At 44.2% G+C, this 23,833-nt stretch carries 23 protein-coding genes; 19 read left to right on the top strand and 4 right to left on the bottom strand.

The features are described 5' to 3' along the window. Nucleotides 1–2: 2 nt before the first annotated feature. The 5 genes from recJ to C7H79_RS01220 all read left to right on the top strand — a co-directional run bounded on the left by recJ (nucleotide 3) and on the right by C7H79_RS01220 (nucleotide 6,387). On the top strand, nucleotides 3–1,787 hold the full coding sequence (recJ, locus tag C7H79_RS01240; RefSeq protein ID WP_106705482.1) for a single-stranded-DNA-specific exonuclease RecJ: 1,785 nt from the start codon (nucleotides 3–5) through the stop codon (nucleotides 1,785–1,787). After that, complete coding sequence (locus tag C7H79_RS01235) at nucleotides 1,777–3,036, top strand: MgtC/SapB family protein (RefSeq protein ID WP_106705481.1); 1,260 nt, start codon at nucleotides 1,777–1,779, stop codon at nucleotides 3,034–3,036. Before recJ ends, C7H79_RS01235 begins: the two co-directional genes overlap by 11 nt. Before the next feature lie 26 nt (nucleotides 3,037–3,062). Then, the gene (locus C7H79_RS01230; RefSeq protein ID WP_106705480.1) at nucleotides 3,063–3,818 is read left to right on the top strand and encodes a fused MFS/spermidine synthase; all 756 of its coding nucleotides are present in this window, start codon (nucleotides 3,063–3,065) and stop codon (nucleotides 3,816–3,818) included. Nucleotides 3,819–4,094: 276 nt separating this feature from the next. Continuing rightward, a complete protein-coding gene (locus C7H79_RS17805) occupies nucleotides 4,095–4,265 on the top strand; it encodes a hypothetical protein (protein ID WP_172592319.1) in 171 nt (56 codons plus the stop codon). Nucleotides 4,266–4,533: 268 nt separating this feature from the next. Continuing rightward, complete coding sequence (locus C7H79_RS01220) at nucleotides 4,534–6,387, top strand: ABC-F family ATP-binding cassette domain-containing protein (RefSeq protein ID WP_106705479.1); 1,854 nt, start codon at nucleotides 4,534–4,536, stop codon at nucleotides 6,385–6,387. A gap of 39 nt (nucleotides 6,388–6,426) precedes the next feature. On the opposite strand, the gene fliE is transcribed toward C7H79_RS01220, so the two are convergent. The 3 genes from fliE to C7H79_RS01205 all read right to left on the bottom strand — a co-directional run bounded on the left by fliE (nucleotide 6,427) and on the right by C7H79_RS01205 (nucleotide 9,358). Beyond that, a complete protein-coding gene (fliE, locus tag C7H79_RS01215; RefSeq protein ID WP_106705478.1) occupies nucleotides 6,427–6,750 on the bottom strand; it encodes a flagellar hook-basal body complex protein FliE in 324 nt (107 codons plus the stop codon). A 99-nt stretch (nucleotides 6,751–6,849) separates the two neighbouring features. Continuing rightward, nucleotides 6,850–8,163, bottom strand: coding sequence for a sigma-54-dependent transcriptional regulator (locus tag C7H79_RS01210; protein WP_106705477.1), 1,314 nt, complete (start codon nucleotides 8,161–8,163; stop codon nucleotides 6,850–6,852). Nucleotides 8,164–8,167: 4 nt separating this feature from the next. Then, nucleotides 8,168–9,358, bottom strand: a complete 1,191-nt coding sequence (locus C7H79_RS01205) for a sensor histidine kinase (protein WP_106705476.1) — start codon at nucleotides 9,356–9,358, stop codon at nucleotides 8,168–8,170. A 352-nt stretch (nucleotides 9,359–9,710) separates the two neighbouring features. On the opposite strand from C7H79_RS01205, the gene fliF reads away from it, so the two are divergent. The 14 genes from fliF (at nucleotide 9,711) to C7H79_RS01135 (ending at nucleotide 23,294) form a co-directional block, all read left to right on the top strand. Beyond that, entirely contained in the window at nucleotides 9,711–11,426 is a 1,716-nt protein-coding gene (fliF, locus tag C7H79_RS01200; protein ID WP_106705475.1) for a flagellar basal-body MS-ring/collar protein FliF, read from the top strand. Beyond that, the gene (gene fliG, locus C7H79_RS01195; protein WP_106705474.1) at nucleotides 11,419–12,414 is read left to right on the top strand and encodes a flagellar motor switch protein FliG; all 996 of its coding nucleotides are present in this window, start codon (nucleotides 11,419–11,421) and stop codon (nucleotides 12,412–12,414) included. Before fliF ends, fliG begins: the two co-directional genes overlap by 8 nt. 78 nt (nucleotides 12,415–12,492) lie before the next feature. Then, nucleotides 12,493–13,194, top strand: a complete 702-nt coding sequence (locus tag C7H79_RS01190) for a flagellar assembly protein FliH (protein WP_106705473.1) — start codon at nucleotides 12,493–12,495, stop codon at nucleotides 13,192–13,194. A gap of 1 nt (nucleotide 13,195) precedes the next feature. Continuing rightward, on the top strand, nucleotides 13,196–14,596 hold the full coding sequence (fliI, locus tag C7H79_RS01185) for a flagellar protein export ATPase FliI (RefSeq protein ID WP_106705472.1): 1,401 nt from the start codon (nucleotides 13,196–13,198) through the stop codon (nucleotides 14,594–14,596). A 30-nt stretch (nucleotides 14,597–14,626) separates the two neighbouring features. After that, a complete protein-coding gene (gene fliJ, locus C7H79_RS01180) occupies nucleotides 14,627–15,085 on the top strand; it encodes a flagellar export protein FliJ (RefSeq protein WP_106705471.1) in 459 nt (152 codons plus the stop codon). A gap of 82 nt (nucleotides 15,086–15,167) precedes the next feature. Beyond that, nucleotides 15,168–16,343 carry a flagellar hook-length control protein FliK gene (locus C7H79_RS01175; RefSeq protein WP_106705470.1) on the top strand — a complete coding sequence of 392 codons (1,176 nt, stop codon included), beginning with the start codon at nucleotides 15,168–15,170 and terminating at the stop codon, nucleotides 16,341–16,343. A 395-nt stretch (nucleotides 16,344–16,738) separates the two neighbouring features. Then, nucleotides 16,739–17,233 (top strand): flagellar basal body-associated protein FliL, encoded by a 495-nt coding sequence (gene fliL / locus C7H79_RS01170; protein ID WP_106705469.1) that lies wholly within the window; start codon nucleotides 16,739–16,741, stop codon nucleotides 17,231–17,233. Between the two features lie 7 nt (nucleotides 17,234–17,240). Further along, complete coding sequence (fliM, locus tag C7H79_RS01165) at nucleotides 17,241–18,215, top strand: flagellar motor switch protein FliM (protein ID WP_106705468.1); 975 nt, start codon at nucleotides 17,241–17,243, stop codon at nucleotides 18,213–18,215. A 16-nt stretch (nucleotides 18,216–18,231) separates the two neighbouring features. Continuing rightward, complete coding sequence (fliN, locus tag C7H79_RS01160; RefSeq protein ID WP_106705467.1) at nucleotides 18,232–18,789, top strand: flagellar motor switch protein FliN; 558 nt, start codon at nucleotides 18,232–18,234, stop codon at nucleotides 18,787–18,789. Between the two features lie 10 nt (nucleotides 18,790–18,799). Continuing rightward, nucleotides 18,800–19,237 (top strand): flagellar biosynthetic protein FliO, encoded by a 438-nt coding sequence (gene fliO / locus C7H79_RS01155; RefSeq protein ID WP_106705466.1) that lies wholly within the window; start codon nucleotides 18,800–18,802, stop codon nucleotides 19,235–19,237. Next, the gene (gene fliP / locus C7H79_RS01150; RefSeq protein ID WP_374057988.1) at nucleotides 19,230–20,087 is read left to right on the top strand and encodes a flagellar type III secretion system pore protein FliP; all 858 of its coding nucleotides are present in this window, start codon (nucleotides 19,230–19,232) and stop codon (nucleotides 20,085–20,087) included. Before fliO ends, fliP begins: the two co-directional genes overlap by 8 nt. Nucleotides 20,088–20,101: 14 nt before the next feature. Beyond that, nucleotides 20,102–20,374, top strand: coding sequence for a flagellar biosynthesis protein FliQ (gene fliQ / locus C7H79_RS01145; protein WP_106705465.1), 273 nt, complete (start codon nucleotides 20,102–20,104; stop codon nucleotides 20,372–20,374). A gap of 53 nt (nucleotides 20,375–20,427) precedes the next feature. Then, a complete protein-coding gene (gene fliR, locus C7H79_RS01140) occupies nucleotides 20,428–21,225 on the top strand; it encodes a flagellar biosynthetic protein FliR (RefSeq protein ID WP_106705464.1) in 798 nt (265 codons plus the stop codon). Nucleotides 21,226–21,416: 191 nt separating this feature from the next. Then, entirely contained in the window at nucleotides 21,417–23,294 is a 1,878-nt protein-coding gene (locus C7H79_RS01135) for a hypothetical protein (RefSeq protein ID WP_106705463.1), read from the top strand. Nucleotides 23,295–23,434: 140 nt separating this feature from the next. Here C7H79_RS01135 and C7H79_RS19330 read toward each other — a convergent pair. Further along, nucleotides 23,435–23,833, bottom strand: a 399-nt coding sequence (locus tag C7H79_RS19330) for a response regulator transcription factor (RefSeq protein WP_147383550.1), incomplete at its 5' end; no start/stop codon positions are given.

Below are 23,833 nucleotides of genomic sequence, written 5' to 3'. Positions count from 1 at the left end.
ACATGGCTAAAATCACCACTCGTTCATATGATTTGCGGTCTTTCCAGACACTTAATGGTAGCGGATTGCCTCCGGTGCTGGCGCGTATTTTCGCAGCACGTGGCATTGAGAACTCGAGTCAACTTGAATCCGAGCTCACAAGCCTGATTCCATTCGGACATCTCAAGAATATTACTGTAACCGCGACCCTGCTTGCCGATGCCATTGCTACAAAAAAACGGCTGTTGATTGTAGCTGATTATGATTCCGATGGCGCTACGGCATGCGCAGTCGGCATCCGTATTTTACGTAAATTTGGCGCCACCATTGACTATCTGGTACCTAACCGGTTCCAATTCGGGTATGGCCTGACTCCGGAAATCGTACTCTTGGCGCACGAAACCAAACAACCCGATTTGCTGATTACCGTCGACAACGGAATCGCCAGCGTTGAAGGTGTATCTGCAGCCAACAGCCTAGGCATACAAGTGATAATTACCGATCATCATTTGCCCGGCGATGAATTACCTGCAGCTATGGCGATTATCAATCCCAATCAGCCGGGTTGTCCTTTTCCGAGTAAGAGTATTGCTGGTGTGGGTGTCATTTTCTATTTGATGCTGGCGCTACGCGCGGAATTACGCCAACGCGGCGCTTTCACAACCAATCAGGAGCCGAATTTGGCTCATTTCCTTGATCTGGTCGCATTAGGCACCGTCGCTGATGTTGTCAAACTGGATAACAATAACCGCATTCTGGTACAGCAAGGCTTGCATCGTATTCGTAAAGGACGCGCTTGTGCGGGTATCAACGCGCTATTGCAAGTATCACGGCGCGATTGCCAACAAATCTCCACCTATGAACTGGGCTTCATGCTAGGACCACGACTCAACGCAGCCGGGCGCTTAGACGATATGTCACTCGGCATTGAATGCCTGATTTCCGATGACGAAGTCTATGCATTAGAAATTGCCAAACAGCTGGATGAATTGAACCGACAACGCCGCGAAATCGAATCCACCATGCAGGAAAGCGCTCTGATCAAGCTGGAAGATGTGCTCAAAATCCGTCGCGAGGAAATTCAAACTGCTTTTAGCATCTGCCTGTTCGATCATGATTGGCACCAAGGCGTCATCGGCATACTCGCGTCGCGCATCAAAGACAAGTATCACCGACCGGTGATCATATTCGCGCCAGGCAATGACGATGAAATCAAGGGTTCTGGCCGATCAATCAACGGCTTTCATTTGCGCGATGCGCTGGATCTGGTGGCCAAACGGCATCCCGGACTGATTCGAAAATTCGGTGGTCACGCCGCCGCAGCGGGATTGACCATCAATAACGGAGATTTTGAGAAATTCCGCGATGCTTTTGAGCAAGTAGCGCAAATCTTGCTGACGCCTGCCGACTTGACGCAAGTCATTGAAACCGATGGTGATCTGGATCTGGCTGAAATCAACTTGGAATTAGCGGAATATCTCGAACGTCAAGTGTGGGGACAAGGTTTCCCGCAGCCTTCATTCAATGCGCAGTTTTATGTTGAAAGCCAACGTATTGTCGGCGGAAAACACTTGAAGCTGAAATTGAGGAAACTGGATTCAGCAGACGGTGATCAATTGGCACAAACGCTACGAAAATCGAACGATACATACGATGGCATTCTATTTTTTTACAATGATCCACTGCCCGATGTGATCAACGCTGTTTATCGATTACAGATCAATGAATACAACGGCAAAACATCTTTGCAATTTTTGCTCGAACATTGGTTTCATGCAGATTCACCGGCAATTGACAATGCACACTGAATTCACGCTCAATGGCGAATTGGTCGCTTTGCCACATTTTTTGACCAGCCTGGCGATTGGCTTGCTGATTGGATTGGAACGTGAGCGCAGCCCGGGCTCTCGAGCAGGATTGAGAACCTTCGCGCTGGTTGCATTATTCGGCACGTTGGCCGCAATGCTGTCAGAGAAAGCCACGCCCTGGCTGCTGCTGGGCGGCTTGCTGATTGTGGGTTTTATGACCATCGCGGCCTATTTCCGAACCAAAGACGAAAATGCAGATCCTGGCACCACCACGGTCGCTGCAATCCTGATCTGCTATGGTTTGGGCGCCGCAGTGTGGTACGGATACAATAACTTGGCCGTCATGCTGGCAATTATCACCACAATATTGCTGTACTTCAAAACAGAGCTGCACGGTATAACCCAGAAGCTGAGTCGACGCGATTTAATTTCTGTGCTGCAGTTTGCCGTACTGACGTTTATCATTCTGCCGATCCTACCGGATAAGAATTATGGACCCTATGAAGCAACCAATCCGTATCAGATCTGGCTCATGGTGGTATTGATCTCCGGCGTCAGTCTGGCGGGCTATATCGCACTGCAATTGATCGGTCAGCGGCATGGAGCCATCCTGGGCTTATTCGGCGGGCTGGTATCCAGTACCGCCACAACGCTGGTATACGCGCGTCGCAGCGTTGAAAATCAGAACTTCACTCAATTGGCCGTGGTCGTTATCCTGATTGCCAACCTGACCGTACTGATCCGTTTAGCAATTATCAGTGCAATCGCTTCTCCCGCGCTATTGCCACAGTTATTACCGGTTCTTGGCAGCGGCTTTCTACTGGGAGCGGGTGTCACGGCTTATTGGTGGCACCGGCTAAACCGGCAGCAAAATGTCCCCATGCCGGAAATCAAGAATCCCACAGAAATCCGTACAGCAGCAACCTTTGGATTGATCTATGGCATTGTTCTATTCTGTTCCGCATGGCTTTCCGACATCGCCGGCAGTGGTGGGTTATACGCAGTCGCACTATTCTCCGGCTTAACCGATGTCGATGCTATCACCCTATCCAGCTTACGTTTGCACGAACTTGGCAAACTGGATACCACACAAACCGTCATGTCCATTTCACTCGGATTGCTCTCCAACATCGGTTTCAAACTTGGCCTCATTTTTTTCTTCGGCCACGCATTGTTAGCGAGACAGTGCATTTCTGGCATGCTGGCAACAGCTAGCGGGATTGGATTGGCGCTACTGTTTTTAATCTAGCCGGTGCCGACAAGAAATTCTCGAATATGAGTTTCTCCATCGATATCCGTGAAGCAACCGGGGTGCGCACTTTGCATTTCGGCTCCGACTGGATACAGGGCGCAATGCGCATCGCGCGACCTTGGCGTTTGGAACTCGACTATACCCGGGAAATGATGGCAAGCCTGTTACTGAGAGACGATACGCGCTTTCCGTGTAAAGTGCTGTTGATTGGTCTTGGCGCGGCATCACTGACCAAATTTATTTATCGCCACTATCCGCTGGCGAAACTAACCGTGGTTGAGATTGAACCGCGCGTGGTGGCAGCCGCGAGGCAATTTTTCAAACTGCCGGAAGACCCGTTACGCCTTGATATCGTGATTGCAGACGGCTCACAGTATATCGCCGAGCACGACAAGACTTACGACCTGATTCTGGTAGATGGTTTCGATGCCAATGCGCGTCCCGGTAAACTGAATATGCTGCCGTTTTACCAGATGTGCCGCTCGCGATTGAACAATAACGGCATTCTTGTAGTGAATTTACTGGGGCGCAGCCGCGGGTATCATGCCAGTCTGGAACGCATCAGAACATCGTTCGACGAACGCGCGCTGGCTTTCCCTTCCTGCGACAGCGGCAACGTCATTGCAGTCGCCGCAACCGGAGAGAAAATCGAGATCGCGCTGAATGAGCTCAAGAAACAGGCACTCGAATTGAAACAAAAAACCGGACTCAATCTGCTACCGACGCTGGTACGTCTGGAGCAGGCAAAATCTTGTCCGGGCGGAATCCTTAGGATTTAACAAAAGGCTATGTAACAATTCAATAATTAATTGTTACATAGCCTAACTGAAGCTTATAAAAATGAATAAACGCTATAGGCCGCGAATCACGACTATTTGAATAGCGCACTATTCTTTTCCACGCAAATGGAACGCACTCTTTCATTGAAAATATTTTCCAGTGAGACACTTGCTGAACCGCGAATGTAATTCGTGAAATGGTTTCCTTGAACTGAACAACCTGAAAATTGATTTATTATCTTGCTTTTGAGCAAGTAAGAATATATTTTGTGCTGCTTGCCAGGAATATATGGTCTGGGTCTGGGTCTGGGTCTGGGTCTGGGTCTGGGTCTGGGTCTGGGTCTGGGTCTGGGTCTGGGGCTGGGGCTGGGTCTGGGCTCTGTGTTGATAATACCCAGAGTCTTCATTATGGATGCTGCTTTCTTGCGACCAATCAGTATTCCCTGACGCAAAAACCACGTGGCGTAGCTGCGAGAACCTTATTGTGGTGTTTTTAGGAAAACTCTGAAAACTCATATTTATCATTCCAAATGCAGTGAGGAATCTCTAAAAATCAATGTAATAGATTTCTCTTCCTTGCTTGAAATGACACTTGGTGAGAGCTTCCCTAGCGTTTATAGTTAATAATTTGCGTTTCTTGGTCTTAGAGATAACATTTACGCAGTAAATTCTCAAATAAGTATCATACCGTTAATCAATTTATAATTAAGACATTGTGTTAGACATTCAATCTTTAACGTATCTGCAGGGCGGAATTCCGTTGCTGGAGAATTGCAATTTACAAATCTTTTCTAATCAGCGTATTGGGCTGGTGGGTAAGAATGGCAGTGGCAAATCAACTTTGTTCCGATTGATTCGTGGCGTGCTCAAACCTGACAGTGGAGAAGTGAACTTCCAGTCTGGGAAAACGGTCGCTTTTGTGGAACAGGAGATTATTGATTCTGATCAATCGGCGATTGCCTTTGTCTTGGATGGCGATGTAGAACTGTGTCAACTGGAAAAAATTCTGGCGCAGATCGAACATGATGCAGCCTGGTTTGAGGCACAACAGCGTTATGAAGCGATAGGCGGTTATAGCGCACGATCACGAGGGGCGCAGTTATTGAATGGACTGGGGTTCGCTAATTCCACATTGGAACAATCCGTCAATCATTTTTCTGGCGGTTGGCGCATGCGTTTGAATCTGGCTCGAGCGTTAATGCACCGAGCTGATTTATTGTTGTTGGATGAGCCTACGAATCATCTGGATCTTGAAGCCATTCTTTGGCTGGAGCAGTATCTGGTGCGTTATCCTGGAAGCGTGATCGTGGTTTCTCATGATCGTGAATTTCTCAACACTTGCGTGCATCGCATTGCACATATCAACAATCGGCAGATTGACAGTTATAGCGGTAACTACGATGATTTCGAGCGCACTCGTGCCGAACGTCTGACACAGCATACCCAGGCTTTTCAACAACAACAAAAACAGATCGCGCATATGGAGGATTTCGTGCGGCGCTTTCGTGCCAAGGCCACCAAAGCCAAACAGGCGCAAAGTCGAATCAAGGCCCTGGATCGCCTGGCGCGTCTTGCGCCGATGCATATAGAAGATGGTCATTTTGGGCTACAGATTGAAGCGCCTGAACGCAGCCCTGATGTTTTGCTACGGATCAAAGACATGGGTTTTGGTTACGGTGATCATCAACTATTCCAGCATGTAAATCTAGTTTTACAAGCGGGGGCGCGAATTGCATTGCTGGGACCGAATGGTGCCGGAAAATCTACCTTGATAAAATTGATGACGGGAGAAATCAAACCCACATCAGGTTTTATCGAGCGGACACCTAACATCGGCATTGGTTACTTTGCCCAACATCAGTTGGAAAACCTGGATAGTGAATCCACACCTTTGCAACATATGAAACAACTTGATCCAGCACAAAACGAATTGAGTTTGCGAAATTTTCTTGGAAGATTTGGTTTGGGTGGAGATCACGAAGATCGTCCGGTAGCAACTTTCTCCGGTGGGGAAAAGAGCCGTTTGGCGCTAGCAATGCTGGCATGGCAAAAACCACATTTTCTGTTGCTCGATGAACCTACCAATCATTTGGATTTGGATATGCGAGATGCCTTGACGCTGGCATTGGAAGCCTATACCGGAGCTGTGGTGCTAGTTTCGCATGATCGCAGCCTGGTGCGTGCGGTAGCGGATGAATTGTGGCTGGTGGCAGATGGTCAAGCGCGGCTGTTCGATGGTGATTTGGAAGATTATAAGAGCTGGATAGAAGCCCGCCGCGCCAAAGAAGCTGAAGAATTACGGTCATCCACACCAAAAACACAGATCAAAACAGCAGTTAAGCCAAACAAAAAAAGTCTACTGTCCAAGCAATCAAAACTTGAAGTTGCTTTGACAATTGCGCAAAAAGAATTGACCGAAGCAAACCGCCGGTTAGCAGATCCGGCAACTTATGTGAATTTTTCCAGGAATGAAATTGATCAATTCAGCGCGACCCTCGTCACTCTTGAAAAAAAAGTAGCGGAATTGGAGGAAAATTGGCTGGAGCTGGAAATGGCGCTAGAAGAATAGCGCAGATGATGTTCGAACAGCCTGCAAACTGAGTTTAGTTTAAACCTGCATATTCATGATTTCTTGGTAGGCAGTTACCAGCTTATTTCTGACTTGAACCATCGATTGAAAGGATACATTAGCTTTTTGCAATGAAATCATCACTTCGTGCAAGTCAACATTAGATTGGTCAGTGACAAATTGTTCACTCAGCTTGTCTGCATTCAATTGTGCATTATTGACTTGATCAACAGCAGATTTAAGCTTTTCGCTAAAATTAACACTGGCTATCTCATCAATGTTTGATTGTTTCTTTGTGCCGGAAGCAAGTGCTGAAGCTGACTGCAATTGCTGCAAAATATTATCAATTCCGGTATTGTCCATAATTCACCTCAACATTAACTTTCTAAATTATCGCGCAGAATCCTAAGGCATTCAAATAATTATATCAAATCGTGTGCTACTGTCTATAGGAGATACGTATCAGGTTGTCATACGATATTGTTGCAACTTATAACGCAAAGTCCGTTCTGAAATACCTAATTTTTTAACGGCCAGTTTTCGCGAACCATTAACTGCCTCGAGTGTTTCTAGAATATGCTTTCGTTCGAGCGCCTTGATATCCTGAATTGATGATGCCGAAGTGGTCTGATCTCTTTCGTCCACCGAGACTGTTTCTGGCAAATGAATATGTTCGATATCGATGATATGATCCATAGCCAGAATGATGGCACGCTGCATTACATTTTCCAGCTCGCGGACATTGCCGGGCCAGGAATATTGAGTCAGTTTTTTAATTGCAGCATGGGTCATTCTGCATGTTGGTTCTTTTGAGTCTATTGCCACGGTTGCTAGTACTCGTTGTGCTAGCGGCTCAATATCTAATGATCGTTCGCGCAAGGAAGGTATCTCAATGGGAAACACATTGAGTCGGTAATACAAATCTTCACGGAATCGGCCATTCTTTACCATTGCCATCATGTCACGGTTCGAAGTTGCCAGAACACGGATATCGAGTTTGATTGTTTTATGCCCGCCCACTCTCTCTACCTCTCTTTCCTGTAACACACGCAATAACTTTGCTTGTAACTCCAATGGCATCTCAGAAACTTCATCCAGCAGCAATGTACCACCTTGTGCTTGTTCGAATTTTCCGGGCTGAGCCTGTGCCGCGCCGGTAAACGAGCCTTTTTCGTAACCAAACAAGGTGGCTTCCAGTAGATTTTCTGGAATAGCTGCGCAATTGATGGCTACAAATGGTTTGACAGCGCGTAATGAATGTTGATGAATAAAACGCGCAATCACTTCTTTGCCACAGCCGCTTTCGCCAGTCAGCATAACAGTTGCCGATGATTGCGCTACTCGCTTGGCAAGCGATAGTAATGACCGTGTGTGTGGATCTCTAGCGACTACTTTGTCATTCAATTCGGATTCAGATAATGCGTATCGTTTAATGTGGGCCAACAGGTTCACCGGATCAAAGGGCTTCAGTAAATAATCACATGCACCGGTTCGCATTGCAGCAACTGCTTTTTCGACATCTCCATAAGCAGTCATTAACAAGACAGGTAACTCAGGATCGAATGCTTTGATTTTTGTTAATAATGTGAATCCGTCTATAGGTTTCATTTGAACATCACTAACAACCATCCCTATCTGTTGATTTTGCAGTACTTCCATGGCATCGTTTCCATTGGATGCAGCATATGTTTCATAACCGGTTAGCTTCAGGGAAACGCAAATTGCTTCCAATAAGTCTTGATCGTCTTCTACAATCAGGATGGGTAATGTTTTCATTGCATCAATCTCCGTTGTATCTTGGCAGGCATATCACAAACTCAGTACCGGTATCGGCTGCGGAGTTGATTTGTATACTGCCGTTCATAGACTGTATAACACTTCTCACAATGGCTAAACCCAAGCCGGTTCCTTCAGAACGCGTAGTAAAAAAAGGTTCAAATAATCTTTCCCGCAGCACCGAATCAATACCAGATCCATTATCATGGACACTAAAAACGATGTTTGATTTTTCTAAATAAGTAGTGAGGGAGATTTGACTACCTGCTGGGGATGCTTGAACTGCATTTTCCAGAAGATTAATCAGTGCACCACACAATGCTTGACGATCGGTTACCAGAAATTCATCTGCACTATAATCATTCACAGTAAATTGCAAACCATGTTTTCTCATTTGTGGTTCGATAACTTGCTGTAATTCTGCCATTAAACTACTGATTACCACCGTCTCAAGTTGATTGGTTTCACCTTTTACAAAACGCAGCATATCTTTTGTTAAGTGCTCCAGATGATGCAAGCGCTCAACCGTCTTGGCGGCAAATTTTTTACGCTCTTTCAGAGCCAAGGCATTACTTCCTAAGTGATTGGCGTAGATTAATGCAGTTGAAAGTGGAGTGCGCAACTGATGTGCAAGATTCGCTGCCATTTCTCCCATGGAAGTAAGTCGTTGATTACGTCTGATTTGCTCCTGTATCGCATAAGCTTCAGTAATATCATTGATCAACAAGATTCTCCTTCCGGCTGAATCGGTTGCACTGCTCTCGATACGAATGCGTCGTTGCTCAGTTGTTTTCGGCAACTTAACGTACCATTCATTAACGAGTCCTGCAGATGTTAAGCATTGTTGCGACACATGTTGCCACGTCATACCCAGCAAGGGATCACCGAGTATATTTATGGCCGCCGGATTGACTTGCTCGATGCGTTCCTGCGCATTAAGTGAAATTACCCCACCCGGCAAGGCATTTAACAAAAGACTCAATTGCTGAGACAGGTTTTCTTTCGCTGTTAATTGCTTGTGTAGCTCACCATTTGCAAGTGCCAACTCTTGCGTTAACTGCACGACTTGATGCTGCAATTCCTGATAGACAGTTGATAACTGCTCAGAGGCTTCATTAAATGCAGCAAATGCAAGCTGTAGTTGCTCTGGATCAAGCGGCATCAAGTCGATGTCAATAGATTTCTCTGTTTGCACGGGGTTAAATTAGCCATGAGTAGGAATTGCCAGTAGCTTAACATTGATACCAGTTCTGATAATGACGTGAATAAGGCAGGCAAAGCTATTCTTTTTAATCGATCAGATTTTGCGAATTTATCGATAATCATCACACTAATAAATATCTATTCAGAACATAAGCAATCTGGTTATAACAGATATTCTTACGGCATAACTTTATAGGAATTAAATCGAAATTCTGAAAGACATTTCTTTCTAAATAATCAACAGTAACAACGATTTTTAAAAACATAAGATAAATAACTTTCTTGAAAAAAACAGCGCGATCACTTTTACCGAGAAGTGATTTGGAATGAGCAGGAGAATAGACGTGGCAACAATACCTAGTGAAGCGAATGCAACAAACCCAGCCACAACAGGCAGGCTAGCACATTTAAGCTTGTTGTCTAACCAAAAGAAACTGGGGTTGATTCTTTCTGCAGCTGCAGTTATTGCCTTATTGACGGGTGCATTGATGTGGAGTCAGACACCCGAGTATCGTGCTCTCTATAATAACTTGTCAGATCATGATGGTGCGGCCATTATCAGTGCATTACAACAAATGAACATACCTTACAAGTTCTCAGAAGGCGGTAGCGCGATTCTGATTCCTGAAAAACAAGTTCATGAAGTTCGCTTGAAATTGGCAGGTCAAGGGTTACCTAAAGGAGGATTGGTAGGGTTTGAATTAATGGAGAATCAAAAATTTGGTTCCAGCCAGTTCCTTGAGCAAGTAAATTACCAACGTGCATTAGAGGGCGAATTGGCACGCTCGGTTCAAGCCTTATCAGCCGTGCAAAGTGCACGTGTGCATTTGGCTATTGCTAAGCCATCTGTTTTTGCAAGAGAAAAACAACAGCCAAGTGTGTCTGTATTACTCAACTTATATCCAGGTCGTGTTCTCGGTGTTGAACAGGTTAGTGCAATTGTACATTTGATGGCTAGCAGCGTACCGAATTTGCCAGTAAAAAATGTGACTGTTATAGATCAAAATGGCAACTTGCTAAGTACACAGAATGACAAAAAAGAAGATTCCAGGTTTGATGCCAAACAGTTGGCGTATTTACAGGAGCTTGAAGAAAATTATATCCGACGTATAGAAACCATATTAACGCCTATTACTGGAGCCGCAAATGTACGTGCTCAAGTGACAGCTGATGTCGACTTTTCTCGTATCGACCGTGCTGAAGAAATTTACCGACCTAATAACACGGAAACGGATGGTGCTTCGATTCGGAGTCAGCAAACGCATGAATCTATGTCCATAGGCTCAAAATTAGATGGCGGAATTCCCGGAGCGCTGACAAACCGACCACCAGAACCTGCGATTGCTCCAATCGAAGCGGGCGGTAAGAAACCCGCTGGAGATAAAGCCGAGGATGAAGATAATGGTGATAAAACTCCATCGCTACCAACCGATAAGAAAAAGGAATCTACAATTAATTATGAAGTGGATAAAACTGTCCAGCATACGCAGAACTCAACCGGGAATATCAAACGATTATCCGCCGCAGTGGTCGTCAATTACCGCAAGAAAACAGATGCAAACGGGGAAGTCACTTATGAACCATTAAGCAACGAGGAAATTAAGGAAATTAATAATCTCGTGAGAGAAGCCATGGGCTATAACGAGAAACGGGGAGATTCACTAACGGTTACTAATAACTTATTCACAGGCGAAACTCAAGCAGTGTCGGAAGCTCCATTCTGGAAAGATCCTGATGTCATCATGTTGGCAAAGGATCTGGCAAAACAGTTATTAATTTTAGGCGTTGTCTTAGTCTTCTTGCTAAAAATTCTTCGACCATTTCTGAAAAGTTTAGCGCCACCAGCACCCACACCAGCATTGACTGACAAGACAAGCCATGCTGACGTTAACGGGACTGCACTGGAACAACTGCCAGAGCAAACGGATGGAACAGCGATGCCACAGACTATTCAGAAATCGATATTTGATGAAAACCTCAAGCGTGCCAAGCAATTGGCCCTAGAAGAGCCCGTCATCGTTGCCAATGTCGTTAAAGATTGGATGGTTAAAAATGGATGATGATGGAATCAAGAAGAGCGCCATTTTGCTCATGACCCTGGGGGAGCAAGAAGCCGCATCGGTAATTAGATTATTAGGACCCAAAGAAGTGCAGCGACTGGGTGAGACTATGTCCACGCTGCAGAATATTAGTCGTTCAGAGATTGAAAACATAGTATCTGAATTCTGTACCGAGGCTGAAGGAAGAACTACCTTAGGTCAGGGCTCTGCAGATTATATTCGCAAAGTTCTGACGAGTGCTTTAGGTGATGAAAAAGCCGCTTCGATAATAGATCGAATTTTACAAGACGGTGATACGAGCGGTATTGAAGGATTAAAATGGATGGACGCAGTCTCCGTAGCTGAGATGATCAAGAATGAGCATCCTCAAATTATCGCTACTATCTTGGTTCATTTGGAACGCGATCAAGCCTGTGAGATTTTAAGTTTGTTTACTGAGCGCTTACGCAACGACACATTACTACGTATTGCTACGCTCGATAGTATTCAACCCGATGCACTGCGTGAACTCAATGATGTATTAACAAAATTGCTATCGGGCAGTGCTAATATCCGCAAAGCTGCCATGGGCGGGGTACGAACAGCTGCCGAAATTCTCAATTTTGCTCCGTCGGCTCAAGAAGCCAGTGTTATTGAAAACATCAAACAATATGACGAAGAATTGGCACAAAGAATCATGGATGAGATGTTTGTGTTTGATAACCTGGTTGACATTGATGATCATGGTATTCAATTGCTGCTCAGGGAGGTGCAATCAGAATCTTTAATCATCGCCCTTAAAGGTGCACAAGAGGAATTGCGCAAGAAGATTTTCAAGAATATGTCACAACGTGCCGCTGAAGCTCTTCGTGAAGATCTTGAAAGTAAAGGCCCAGTTCGCGTCTCTGAAGTTGAGGCTGAGCAAAAAGAAATTCTTAAAGTTGTGCGTCAATTGGCTGATGACGGACAAATTGTTCTGGGTGGAAAAGGAGATGATGGCTTCATTTAACTGATAGCTTCTCTGTTAAATTGCCTAAATTAATAATAATAGCTTATTGCTATTTAATTCGGAACTCAGGGTTTGTCGATGATAACAAATGATTTTATTTCAAAAGAGAAACTCAACGCTTATCAACGTTGGGAAATGGATTCATTAGAGGATTCTGATTTATTGATAAAAACACAAGAACCTGAAAATAGTAACATCGAAGATGTGCAGGAGAAAGTGACGCTGCCCAACGAGGAGGAAATCGCGGCCATTTATCAACGTGCTAAAGAAACAGGTTATGCAGTAGGATTACAACAAGGCCATGTAGCTGGATATGCAGAAGGTAGAGAAGCAGCAGAGATAGAAGTGAAAGTGGAAGCGGCTAGCCTCCAATCACTCCTGGTAAAATTGTCTCAAGATCTTCAGAAGATGGATCAGCAGGTTGCAGATAGTTTGCTGGATTTGTCGATTGCACTTGCACGGAAGCTAGTTACAGAAGCATTAAGGCTAAAACCCGAACTGATCATACCCATTGTGCAAGAGGCTATTCGCAATCTATCGCATTCGATGCTGTATCCGCGTCTTTATTTACACCCAGAAGATGCCAAACTCGTTGCAGCACATTTTAAAGAGCAGGCGGAACAAGATAGCTGGAGCATCCGTGAGGACGAGCAATTATCCAGAGGTGGTTGCCGAATTGAAGCAGAAGGTGGTGAAATCGATGGTAGCATGGAGACTCGCTGGCACAGAGCTCTATCGACCATTGGCCACAATGATAAATGGCTTGAGATGAAAGATTAGAATGTCACGTCATGAACAATGGGGCAGTTTCTTAAACAACTGTACTCAAATAATTAACCCTACCAATCCTTTCTTATTAAGTGGGACAGTAACCAAGGTTACTGGATTGGTCATGGAAGCTGTCGGTCTCCGGTTGGCGGTTGGGAGCAGTTGTACTGTTTTTTTATCAAACGGTTATAGCGTTTCCGCTGAAGTCGTGGGATTCTCAGGAGAGCGTTTATTCTTAATGCCATCGAGTGATGTGTATGGATTATCATCCGGTGCAAAAGTATTTCCTTCGGAAGTCGCCGGCGAGTCCCCTCGCATCGGTAATTTTCAACATCCACGAAGACGCGCTGCGGATCGTGCTAAGCATGTAATTGTCGGACCAGAGTTGCTGGGTCGTGTACTAAATGGTGTGGGTGAACCGCTCGACCGACTTGGACCAACACACGCAGAACATAGCGTACCACTATACAGTCGTCCTTATAATCCGTTAGAAAGAATACCCGTCAGTGAACCACTTGATGTGGGGGTACGGGCCATTAACACTCTGCTTACTGTTGGAAGAGGACAACGCATGGGGTTGTTTGCAGGAAGTGGTGTGGGGAAAAGTGTATTACTTGGAATGATGGCGCGCTATACCACGGCTGATGTAATTGTCGTCGGTTTAATCGGAGAGCGGGGTCGCGAGGTTAAGGAGTTTATTGAAAACATTCTAGGCAAAGAAGGCCTGGCACGCTCAGTGGTTGTTGCCGCGCCCGCGGACACATCACCATTGTTACGTTTACAAGGTGCGGCTTATGCAACGGCTATTGCCGAATATTTTAGAGATAGCGGCAAGCATGTCTTACTCATTATGGATTCATTGACTCGTTATGCCATGGCACAGAGGGAAATCGCATTGGCTATCGGCGAACCTCCTGCTACTAAAGGCTACCCGCCATCAGTTTTTGCCAAACTGCCTCAGTTAGTTGAACGCGCAGGTAATGGCAATCAGAAAAACGGTTCAATTACAGCATTTTATACTGTGTTAGCTGAAGGAGATGACCAGAACGACCCAATCGTAGACAGCGCTCGTGCCATTCTTGATGGACATATTGTTTTATCACGAAGACTAGCGGAATCAGGACATTATCCGGCGATCGATATTGAAGCTTCGATTAGTCGCGTGATGACCAATGTGGTACCACAGCAACAAATTGATATGGCACGGCAATTTAAAAGCCTGTATGCACGCTATCAGCGCAGCCATGATTTAATCAGTGTTGGCGCTTATGTCGCTGGTACGGATCCAGAACTGGATCGAGCCATTAGGTTTTATCCGGCATTCGAGAAATTTTTACTACAAACTATGACCCAGCACGAGAATTTTGCCGATAGTATTGTAAAGCTAACCAGATTATTTGAGAATAATAACTAGAAGACATTGTACTAAAAGGAGAAAATTGTTATGCCGACAACATCATCGCTAAAAATTCTTCTGGATTTAGCGCAACTGCAAACAGATACTTTAGCAAGAAAACTGGGTAAGCTAAATCTCCAACAGCAAGAAGCAGAAAAAAAATTAAATTTGCTTTTGCAGTATCGACATAGCTATCAATCACACTTACAAAATTCAACAGAAACCGGAATCGATCATATTGAATGGCTTAATTTTATTGCTTTCATGAACAAGCTTGATGCTGCTATAACAGAACAACGCCAGGCAGTGTTATTTGCTCAAAATAAAAAGAATACCGGAAACAATGAATTTCTATTCAGTCAAAAAAAATTAAAGTCTTACGATACCTTATCGCAGCGTAAAAAAACAGAGGAAGAATTAATACAACTAAAAAATGAACAAAAATTACAAGATGAATTTGCATCGAATTCCTACTTTCGCAATTCGCATCCCCCCAAAAACAGTTAGTCTCTTATCAACGACTGTCGCATTGGCATGAATATTGCTTTTTGACTGCTAGTCATTGTTAATTGTATGAGACCAAAAACTTATGTTAACCATATCAGTTGCACCTCAAATTAATTCATCAGTTGAAAATATTGCAGCAACCATCAACTCAGGTTCATCAGAAGTAAATAAATCTGAAGGTGAAAAGTTTAGGAAAGTTTTGCAGCGTGAAGTATCTGAAGCTGCGAACAAGCATGAAAGAAACAGCACACCCGCTGCAAAACAACGCTCTGACAGTACGATTTCTGAAGAAGAAAACGATAATGACACAAACTCAACTGCAACTGCAACTGCAGCGGATAATGCGAGCAGTACAAATCACTTTGTTCAAAATCTACTTATTGATTCAGCTAATCTACTCAACGCTGATCAATCACAACTTCCAACGCAGTCAATCCTTGATCCCAACACAACGATTGCAATACCGAATATGCCGCAAGTCTCAACCGCGATATTATCGAATTCATTAATTCCACAGGATGATAAGCAGGCTTCTGGCTTAATGATTTTAACTGCGAATCAAATAATGCAGCAAAAGATAGCTCAACAAAATTTGATTACGAATGATTATTTTTCATTACCCAATAATATCTGGCAATCATTGAATTTGGCAGATTCTGCCGTTAACGGCAATTTATTGTCATTTTCATCAGAAACGATGGAGGCTACTCGAAGTGCCGCAGGGGAATCGATCTTCTCTGCGCATAATGAATCACCTGCATCACAATCATTCAACGTAAGTAGTTTAAATAATACGGGTACACAAATTACTGCACCGCAGGATATTCATGTTGAGCTTCCAATAAATCAGCCAAAGTGGGGAAGCGAGTTTGCTCAAAAAGTGGTTTGGTTGACTTCGCAACAAAATCAGGTAGCTGAGATCCATTTGAATCCAGCACATCTGGGGCCTGTCGATGTGATGCTGACTATCACGCAGGATCAGGCAACTGCTCAATTTGTGTCTCCACATTTAGCGGTACGAGAAGCTATTGAGGAGGCCTTGCCAAGATTGAGAGAGATAATGGCTGAAAACGGCATCCAATTAGGCAATGTAATGGTTGGGGCTGATTCATTCCAGCGGGAAAATAAACAACAACAGGCCTATCAATCAACAAAGAACGCAACCAGTTTGCTTGGTGCTGAATCGGAAACTACAAATCAAATTAACACAGTTACTATGTCTGGCAGACATCATGGCATGGTGAATACTTACGCATAGCGGATTAACAGATATGCTTTGTCCGATTCACAGGCATTTATCCCTTCTGTATTGATTTATAAAACTGTCGAAAAATAGTCTGAACAGCAATCATCATAAAATTAATCACAAGATAATCAATAAATTGCAACTTACATTCTCGAGTAAATTACTATTGCTCAGCAACTCCTGTCATCTATCACTCACATAAAATGTGATTGTGTGCGTGAAAAAGAATGCTTTTCATGCACATGCGACTAGCGGTTCATTCTAGTGACCAGAATCATTAAATATTTGCTGGATCTCAGATGAAATCCAGTTTCTGAAATAGCGACACTATTTCACTGTTATTTGCCATATCGGTTTGTTGTCTCGTCGAAGATAATCAATTTCGTCAAATAACGGAGTTGAACCATATGTCAAAATCTAATGAAGCGCCATCTGCTGCAGAAAGCAAAAAAGGCAAGAAGGGCTTGATAATTATAATTTTGATTGCAATCCTCGCGCTCGGAGCTGGTGCAGGTGGCACTTGGTACTTCATGCAAATGTCGGGAGATGAGGACGGCGAGAATGAAAAACCGAAAGCCAAAGCCAAACCAACTACCTTCATAGAACTCGAGATTTTTACTGTCAATCTTCAACCGGAAGAGAACAATCAATATCTGCAGGTGGGATTAACTGTCAAGGCCAGAGAGACCGAAGTTGTGCAAGTAATTGCCAAACAAATGCCTTTGATTCGCAATCATATTCTTATGTTACTTTCCAGTAAGAAGGCGACTGATATTTCGAGCATTGCCGGCAAGCAACAGTTAAGTCAACAGATTGCTGATGAAATCAGGCAATCTATTGATTCCGAAGATCATCAAGAAGATGTGCGAGAAGTATTATTCACATCGTTTGTTATTCAGTAAATCCAAAATGGCCGAAGACTTTCTATCACAAGAAGAAGTTGATGCACTTCTCAAAGGCACTATAGGTGAAACTGAAGAAGTGCAAGAAGAAGAGAAAGGTGGTGTCCGCAGCTATAACCTTGCGACACAAGAACGTATCGTTCGCGGACGAATGCCCACCTTTGAAATCATCAATGAGCGGTTTGCAAGATTATTTCGTATCGGCTTATTCAATTTTATGCGCCGCACTGTGGATATCGCAGTCGGTCCAGTTAAAGTAATTAAATTTAGCGAATTTATACGTAATTTGGTCGTACCTACCAATCTCAATATGGTTCATATGAAGCCTTTGCGAGGTACAGCATTGCTTGTTTTTGATCCCGATTTAATTTTTCTAATTGTAGATAATTTATTTGGCGGTGATGGTAGATATCACACGCGCGTTGAAGGAAGGGATTTTACTCAGACAGAACAACGCATCATTCAGCGTTTGCTGGGTGTAGTTTTTGAGGAATACGAGAAATCGTGGAAATCAGTTTATCCGATTCAGTTTGAGTATCTCAGATCTGAAATGAATCCTCAGTTTGCCACAATTGCTACGCCGAATGAAGTTGTGGTTACCGTATCATTTGATATTGACATGGGTAATAAAGGAGGAGGGTTACATGTTTGTATTCCTTACTCTATGGTTGAGCCAATTCGAGATACCTTATACAGCGCGTTGCAAGGTGATCATCTGGAAGTCGACAAACGCTGGATCAAGTCGTTGTCACAACAAGTTCAAGGTGCCGAAGTGGAATTGATCGCAAACATTGGGCATACAAAAGTTACATTTGAACAGATTCTAAGCATGCAAGCTGGAGATATTATTCCATTAGAAATCCCAAAATCTATTTCGGTATGCGTTGATGGCGTACCTGTAATGGATTGCCGCTACGGCACTATGAATGGACACTACGCGCTTAGAGTTAACTCAATGATATCTAGGAAAGAATCAGAATAATTTACTGGAGTGTAAGATGTCAGAACTAACAGGAAACGAACAAGCAGAAACTGATGACTGGGCGGCAGCCATGGCTGAACAGGCAACAACTTCACAAACTAACGCAAGTAGTGACAATGCAGAAAATGCGGATGACTGGGCAGCAGCAATGGCCGAACAAAGGGCAGCAGAACAAGGTAGCTCAGGCAATGCAAAAATAAATTCACTAGCATCGACAAACACCGAAAAGAACGCACCCATATTAGGCACACAGAATGCTGGCACATCAGTTTTTCAGGAATTTACAAAGGATGGCGAACAACATGAGACTCGCCATGACATAGATTTGATTTTGGATATTCCGGTACAAATGACGGTGGAACTTGGTCGGACCAAGATAGCTATCAAGAATTTATTGCAACTTGCACAAGGTTCTGTAGTAGAACTTGACGGCATGGCTGGTGAACCCATGGATGTACTGGTTAATGGCTGCCTGATTGCACAAGGGGAAGTTGTGGTCGTGAATGAAAAATTTGGTATTCGCCTGACCGATATCATCACGCCAAGTGAACGGATTCGCAAACTCAATCGCTAGAGCTCATAAAATGCTAAGTCGTTATTTACTGTTTGTCATTATGACCGTTCCGTTTCAGGCGATTGCAGAAACTGGAAAACCAAGTTACACCCCTCCTCCCGCGGTGATTTCAACCGAAAGCACGCTGCAAATGGCAGGTGGATTACTGCTGGTATTGGCACTCATAGGTGGTATTACATGGCTGCTCAAGCGATTTTCATTGATACCTACTACTGCAACTGGCATTGTTAAAGTTATCGCAGCGACCGGAGTAGGTCAAAGAGAGCGAGTTGTAGTCGTTGAAATTGATGGCACTTGGCTGGTACTTGGTGTGGCGCCCGGTCGCGTGAGCAAGTTACATGCAATGACTAAGCCAATGACAGAAGCAATCGATCCGATATCTCAGGCGCCAACTGCCATGGCTTTTGCTGAGCAACTTACCCAGAGTATAAAAAAAGAAAATGCATAACTTGCTTCTGCTTCTTACACCGATCATTCATTTATTTTCAACCGTAACCATGATTATTACCCGATTGTCAGCAGCTCACTTGCGTTATCTGAGCAGGATAAGATTGCATCAATTGTTCCGGATAATACTTTTCTTTGCTGGTTTTATTGCTTTACCGGTATTTGCACAACAATCTGGTTTTCCAGCATTTACCAGCACATCTAACGCAGATGGAAGTGCAACCTATACATTGAGCTTACAGACGTTATTGTTGCTGACTTCTCTGACATTTTTGCCTGCTCTGGTATTAATGATGTCAAGCTTTACACGGATTATCATTGTGTTGTCGTTGCTTAGAATGGCTCTGGGCACGCAATCTTCTCCGCCTAACCAGGTGTTGCTTGGATTAGCATTGTTTCTGACTTTCTTTATCATGTCACCAGTTATCGATCGTGTCTATTCCGAAGCTTATCTGCCCTTCTCTGAAGATAAAATAAATATTATGGAAGCGGCTGAAAAAGCAACTGTGCCATTGAAATCCTTTATGCTACAACAGACCCGAGAAACGGATCTGGCGCTTTTTGTTCAAATCTCCGAAAGTGAAGAGATTGAAAGTCGCGATGAAGTACCGCTAAAAATACTTGTTCCGGCTTATATTACCAGTGAATTGAAAACGGCATTCCAGATTGGTTTTGTTATCTTCATCCCATTTCTGATTATCGATCTGGTTGTTTCCAGTGTATTGATGGCCATGGGTATGATGATGCTGTCTCCAATGATTATTTCACTGCCATTTAAATTAATGCTTTTTGTTCTGGTCGATGGCTGGCATTTAATTATTGGCTCATTGACTCAAAGCTTTTATACCTAAGAAGGAAGCCTATTATGACCCCAGAAAGTGCAATGACCATTGGCCGGCAAGCGCTTGAAATTACATTCATGGTCTCCGCTCCGCTACTGCTTGCGGCTTTAGCCACGGGTTTGCTCGTCAGTATTTTTCAAGCAGCGACTCAGATTAACGAAATGACCTTGTCGTTCATACCAAAGTTATTAGTAATGTTCTTGGTTATGGTATTGGCTGGACCCTGGATGATTGCCGTGATGACAGATTATATGCAACGAATGTTCACAAGCATTCCGTGGCTGGCCGCTGGCTAAGGCTTAATAGTCAGATTAGTTTTCTTTGATCAAGCGAGCAATGTGCTAATAGTATGATCAGTATAACCACCGTAGAATTAAATACATTACTGGCAGGATTTCTTTGGCCGCTTAGCAGAATTCTTGCACTTATCGCAAGCGCTCCTATTTTAGGGAACCCCAGTATCCCGGTCAGGGTAAAGTTGGGACTCGCGATTATGATTACGATTCTGGTCTTGCCGTTAATCGAGAAATCATTGCCACAAATTGATCCAGCTTCTGGAATTGGCTTAGTAATACTGTTGCAGCAAGTATTGATTGGCGTGTCTATTGGGTTTGTCATGCGCGTTGTTTTCGTTGCTGTGGAAATGGCGGGTGAACTAATTGGCTTGCAAATGGGGCTTGGTTTCGCAATGTTCTTTGATCCCCAGAATTCCGGTCAGATAGACATCATCGGGCGCTTTCTGGGCGTAATCGCCAGTTTGGCATTTCTTGCCATGGATGGCCATTTAATGATGATTGCCTTGATTTCACAAAGCTTCAGTACCTTGCCCATAGGCTCAACGACAACGACAGATGTTACATTCACCACGCTTGTTAAATGGGGAGGGGAGATTTTTAAATCCGGCCTGCAATTGTCACTCCCTGTCCTGACAGCATTACTAATTACCAATCTTGCTTTGGGTATCCTGACCCGGGTTGCACCGCAATTAAATATCTTCGCAGTTGGTTTTCCATTAACACTATCCATCGGTCTGCTTGTTTTAGGACTCAGCATGCCTTTTTATACTCCTATTCTGGAGCATCTAGTACATGATGGTTTAAATCTGATAATGGGAATTCTTAATATCAAGAATATCAATATGCCATAGATGCAATCAGTTATTGCGCAAGGTAATCTTTGATATGAATTGGTTTTATTTCTTGCAGATAAAGAGGCAATATTTCCCCTCTTTTTCGATGCAAATGGATCATCTGGAAGCTGTTAAAGTAGTTGTCTGTTTTATGGAAATTGTTTATGAACATAGATTATTCAATTAACTGCTGGTTTGGTTAAAAATTCATGACATTCAAGTCACGTTTATTTAATTCACTGCGCAAATTTTCTTCATCGACGGAGCCACACCCCGATGATACGGCTGTTTTGTCCACTGATGACTCAGAGTATTTCAGTATGTCGAGTGAAGATCAGCAGTTTGCATCAGCAGATGAAATTAAACAGTTGCTTGATACCGCATTCCGCGATCGACTAAGCGTTGAAGATCAAGCGATCAAAGAAGCGCGCAAACGAATTGAGGCAGAGAATATTGCCAAAGTGACTGCTGAAGCAAGAGCTCGAGCAGAGGCCAATGCCAGAATTGCCGCTGAGACTCGAATCCATGCTGAATCAATGGCTACTGATCAAGCCCGGGCTAGAGCAAAGACTGAAGCATTAGCATTTAGAGAAGCCAATGCTCGCCGGGAGCTTGAAATGAAAGCCAAGCTCCTTGCAGATGAAAAAATAAAAGCTGAAAAAGCGTTGAATGCCTTATTGGAAGCTAAAATCAAAGCGGAAGCTTCGATTGTTGAGAAAATGCAGGAACGAGTTGAACAAGAAGCAGTAACGCTGGATGAGGCTCACGCTACTGTACAAAAAGAAAAAGAAGCAACTGAAGCGGCGAAGTATCGCTCAACAATAGCCAATGAATCACATCTCGCCGCATTAACCGCGATCGAAGCAGAAACCAGAGTTGCTGCACTGGCAAAAGCCAAAATTCAGGAAGCGCAAAAAACCATTGCGTTGGCATGTGCGCATGAAGTAGCTGAAAAAAAAGCCTTAGAAGAATTGCAGATGCGCTCAAATATTGAATCACAAACCCTGGCACAAGCTGCTCGGCGTTTGGAGGCAGAAAAACGAGCAAGAGAGAATGAGGAAGAGCGTCTTCATGCAGAAACAGCAGCTGCTAATGCAGCAATGGAGAAAGCTGAATTGGAGGCTGACGCAGCCGAGCAAGCTCGGATAAGAGCCGAGTTAGATATTCAAGCAACCATTGCTGCACGCGATAAGATCGATACAGAAAAGGCTGCAGCAGAAATAGCGAAGGCTATTATTGCAAAGGAAAATGCTGCCACTGAGGCTATCCGGATGCGGCTGGCTCTGCAATCTGAGTTGCTTGAAGAAGTAAATCAGCGGATGTTGATTGAGTCTGAGGCACTGGTTGCAGCGGAACTGGCTTTGCAATCAGAAAAAGAAGCTACAGCAACTGCAAAAGCGAAGCAGAAAGCCGAAGTTGCTGCGACCAAAGAATATCAGAAACGTGTTAAAGCAGATCAGGAAGCAACCAAGCAAGCTAGGGCGCGAGGCGAAGCCGAAAAATTTGCACAAGATGCGGTAAAAAATAAGGCGGAAGCAGAAGCACGATTAAAAGCTGCCGCAGAAGCCATAGCACAAATGAATATCCTTGCAGCTCAAGAAACCATTAACAAAGTTGATTTGGAACAACGCCTACAAGAAGATGCAGAAATTCGTGCCAAGGCGATAGCAGATGCAAAGCAAGCCGTGGCTGAGCGACTTGAGATTGAACAGAAAATAACAGGATTGGCAATCACCAGAGCGCAAGCCAAGATTATTGCCGTCAACAAGGTCAGAGCGCAACTTGAGGCTGAAAAGAATGCCACCAGGATTACATTGGAGAAAGCCAGAAAGGAATCGGCTGCTCTGGTAGCCATACAAGAACGGATAGTATTGGAATCGACTGCGCTGGAAGCGGCTGTTGCCAGAGAAGCTGTTGAGACGATGGCTAAAGAGGCACTGTTTGCCCGCTCCCAAGCAGATAAAGAGGCGACTGCTGTCGCTACTGCAAGAATACGAGCAGAGATCGCGGCTGCAGAACATTCGCGTAGCAAAATGGCTTCGAGTCCAAAACATCTTCCTGGTTACAGAGATGCATGCAAAAAATAGGTACAAGCATGATGCATCAGTAGGTCACTAGCTGTACTAGCCTATAGCACTTGATCTGACAGCTGCCCGCCAAGTATCGGTCAATTTAGATATGAGCTAGTGCAATCTACCCAGATATTCTTTAAACGCTAACCACAGAATTATTCACTCAAATCACTTTCTCGTGCGAGGCGTGCAAGTTCAAGCAAATTACTTGCGCCCGTTTTTTGCATGATCTTGGATCTATGGATTTCAACCGTGCGATGACTGATACCTAGGCTATAAGCAATTTCTTTGTTACTATGCCCTTGAACCGCCAAGGCCATCACCTCCCGCTCACGTCTGGTGAGCTTTACCAAGCACGATACCATTTCTTTATTACGCGTAATGTCACTAACCTTTTTTCGCGCGTCTGCAAAAGCAGCGCGCACACACACCAACAGTTTCTCACGTATCACGGGTTTCGTCAGAAAATCCACCGCCCCTCCTTTGATTGCTCTCACGCTCATGGGAATATCCCCATGACCGGTAAGAAAAATAACCGGCAGCTCAATCTTGCG

This window comes from Nitrosomonas supralitoralis, assembly GCF_003011925.2.
Taxonomy (GTDB): Bacteria; Pseudomonadota; Gammaproteobacteria; order Burkholderiales; family Nitrosomonadaceae; genus Nitrosomonas; species Nitrosomonas supralitoralis.
The sequence above is the reverse complement of the archived record's forward strand: the minus strand, read 5'-3'. Positions and strand labels throughout refer to the sequence as shown.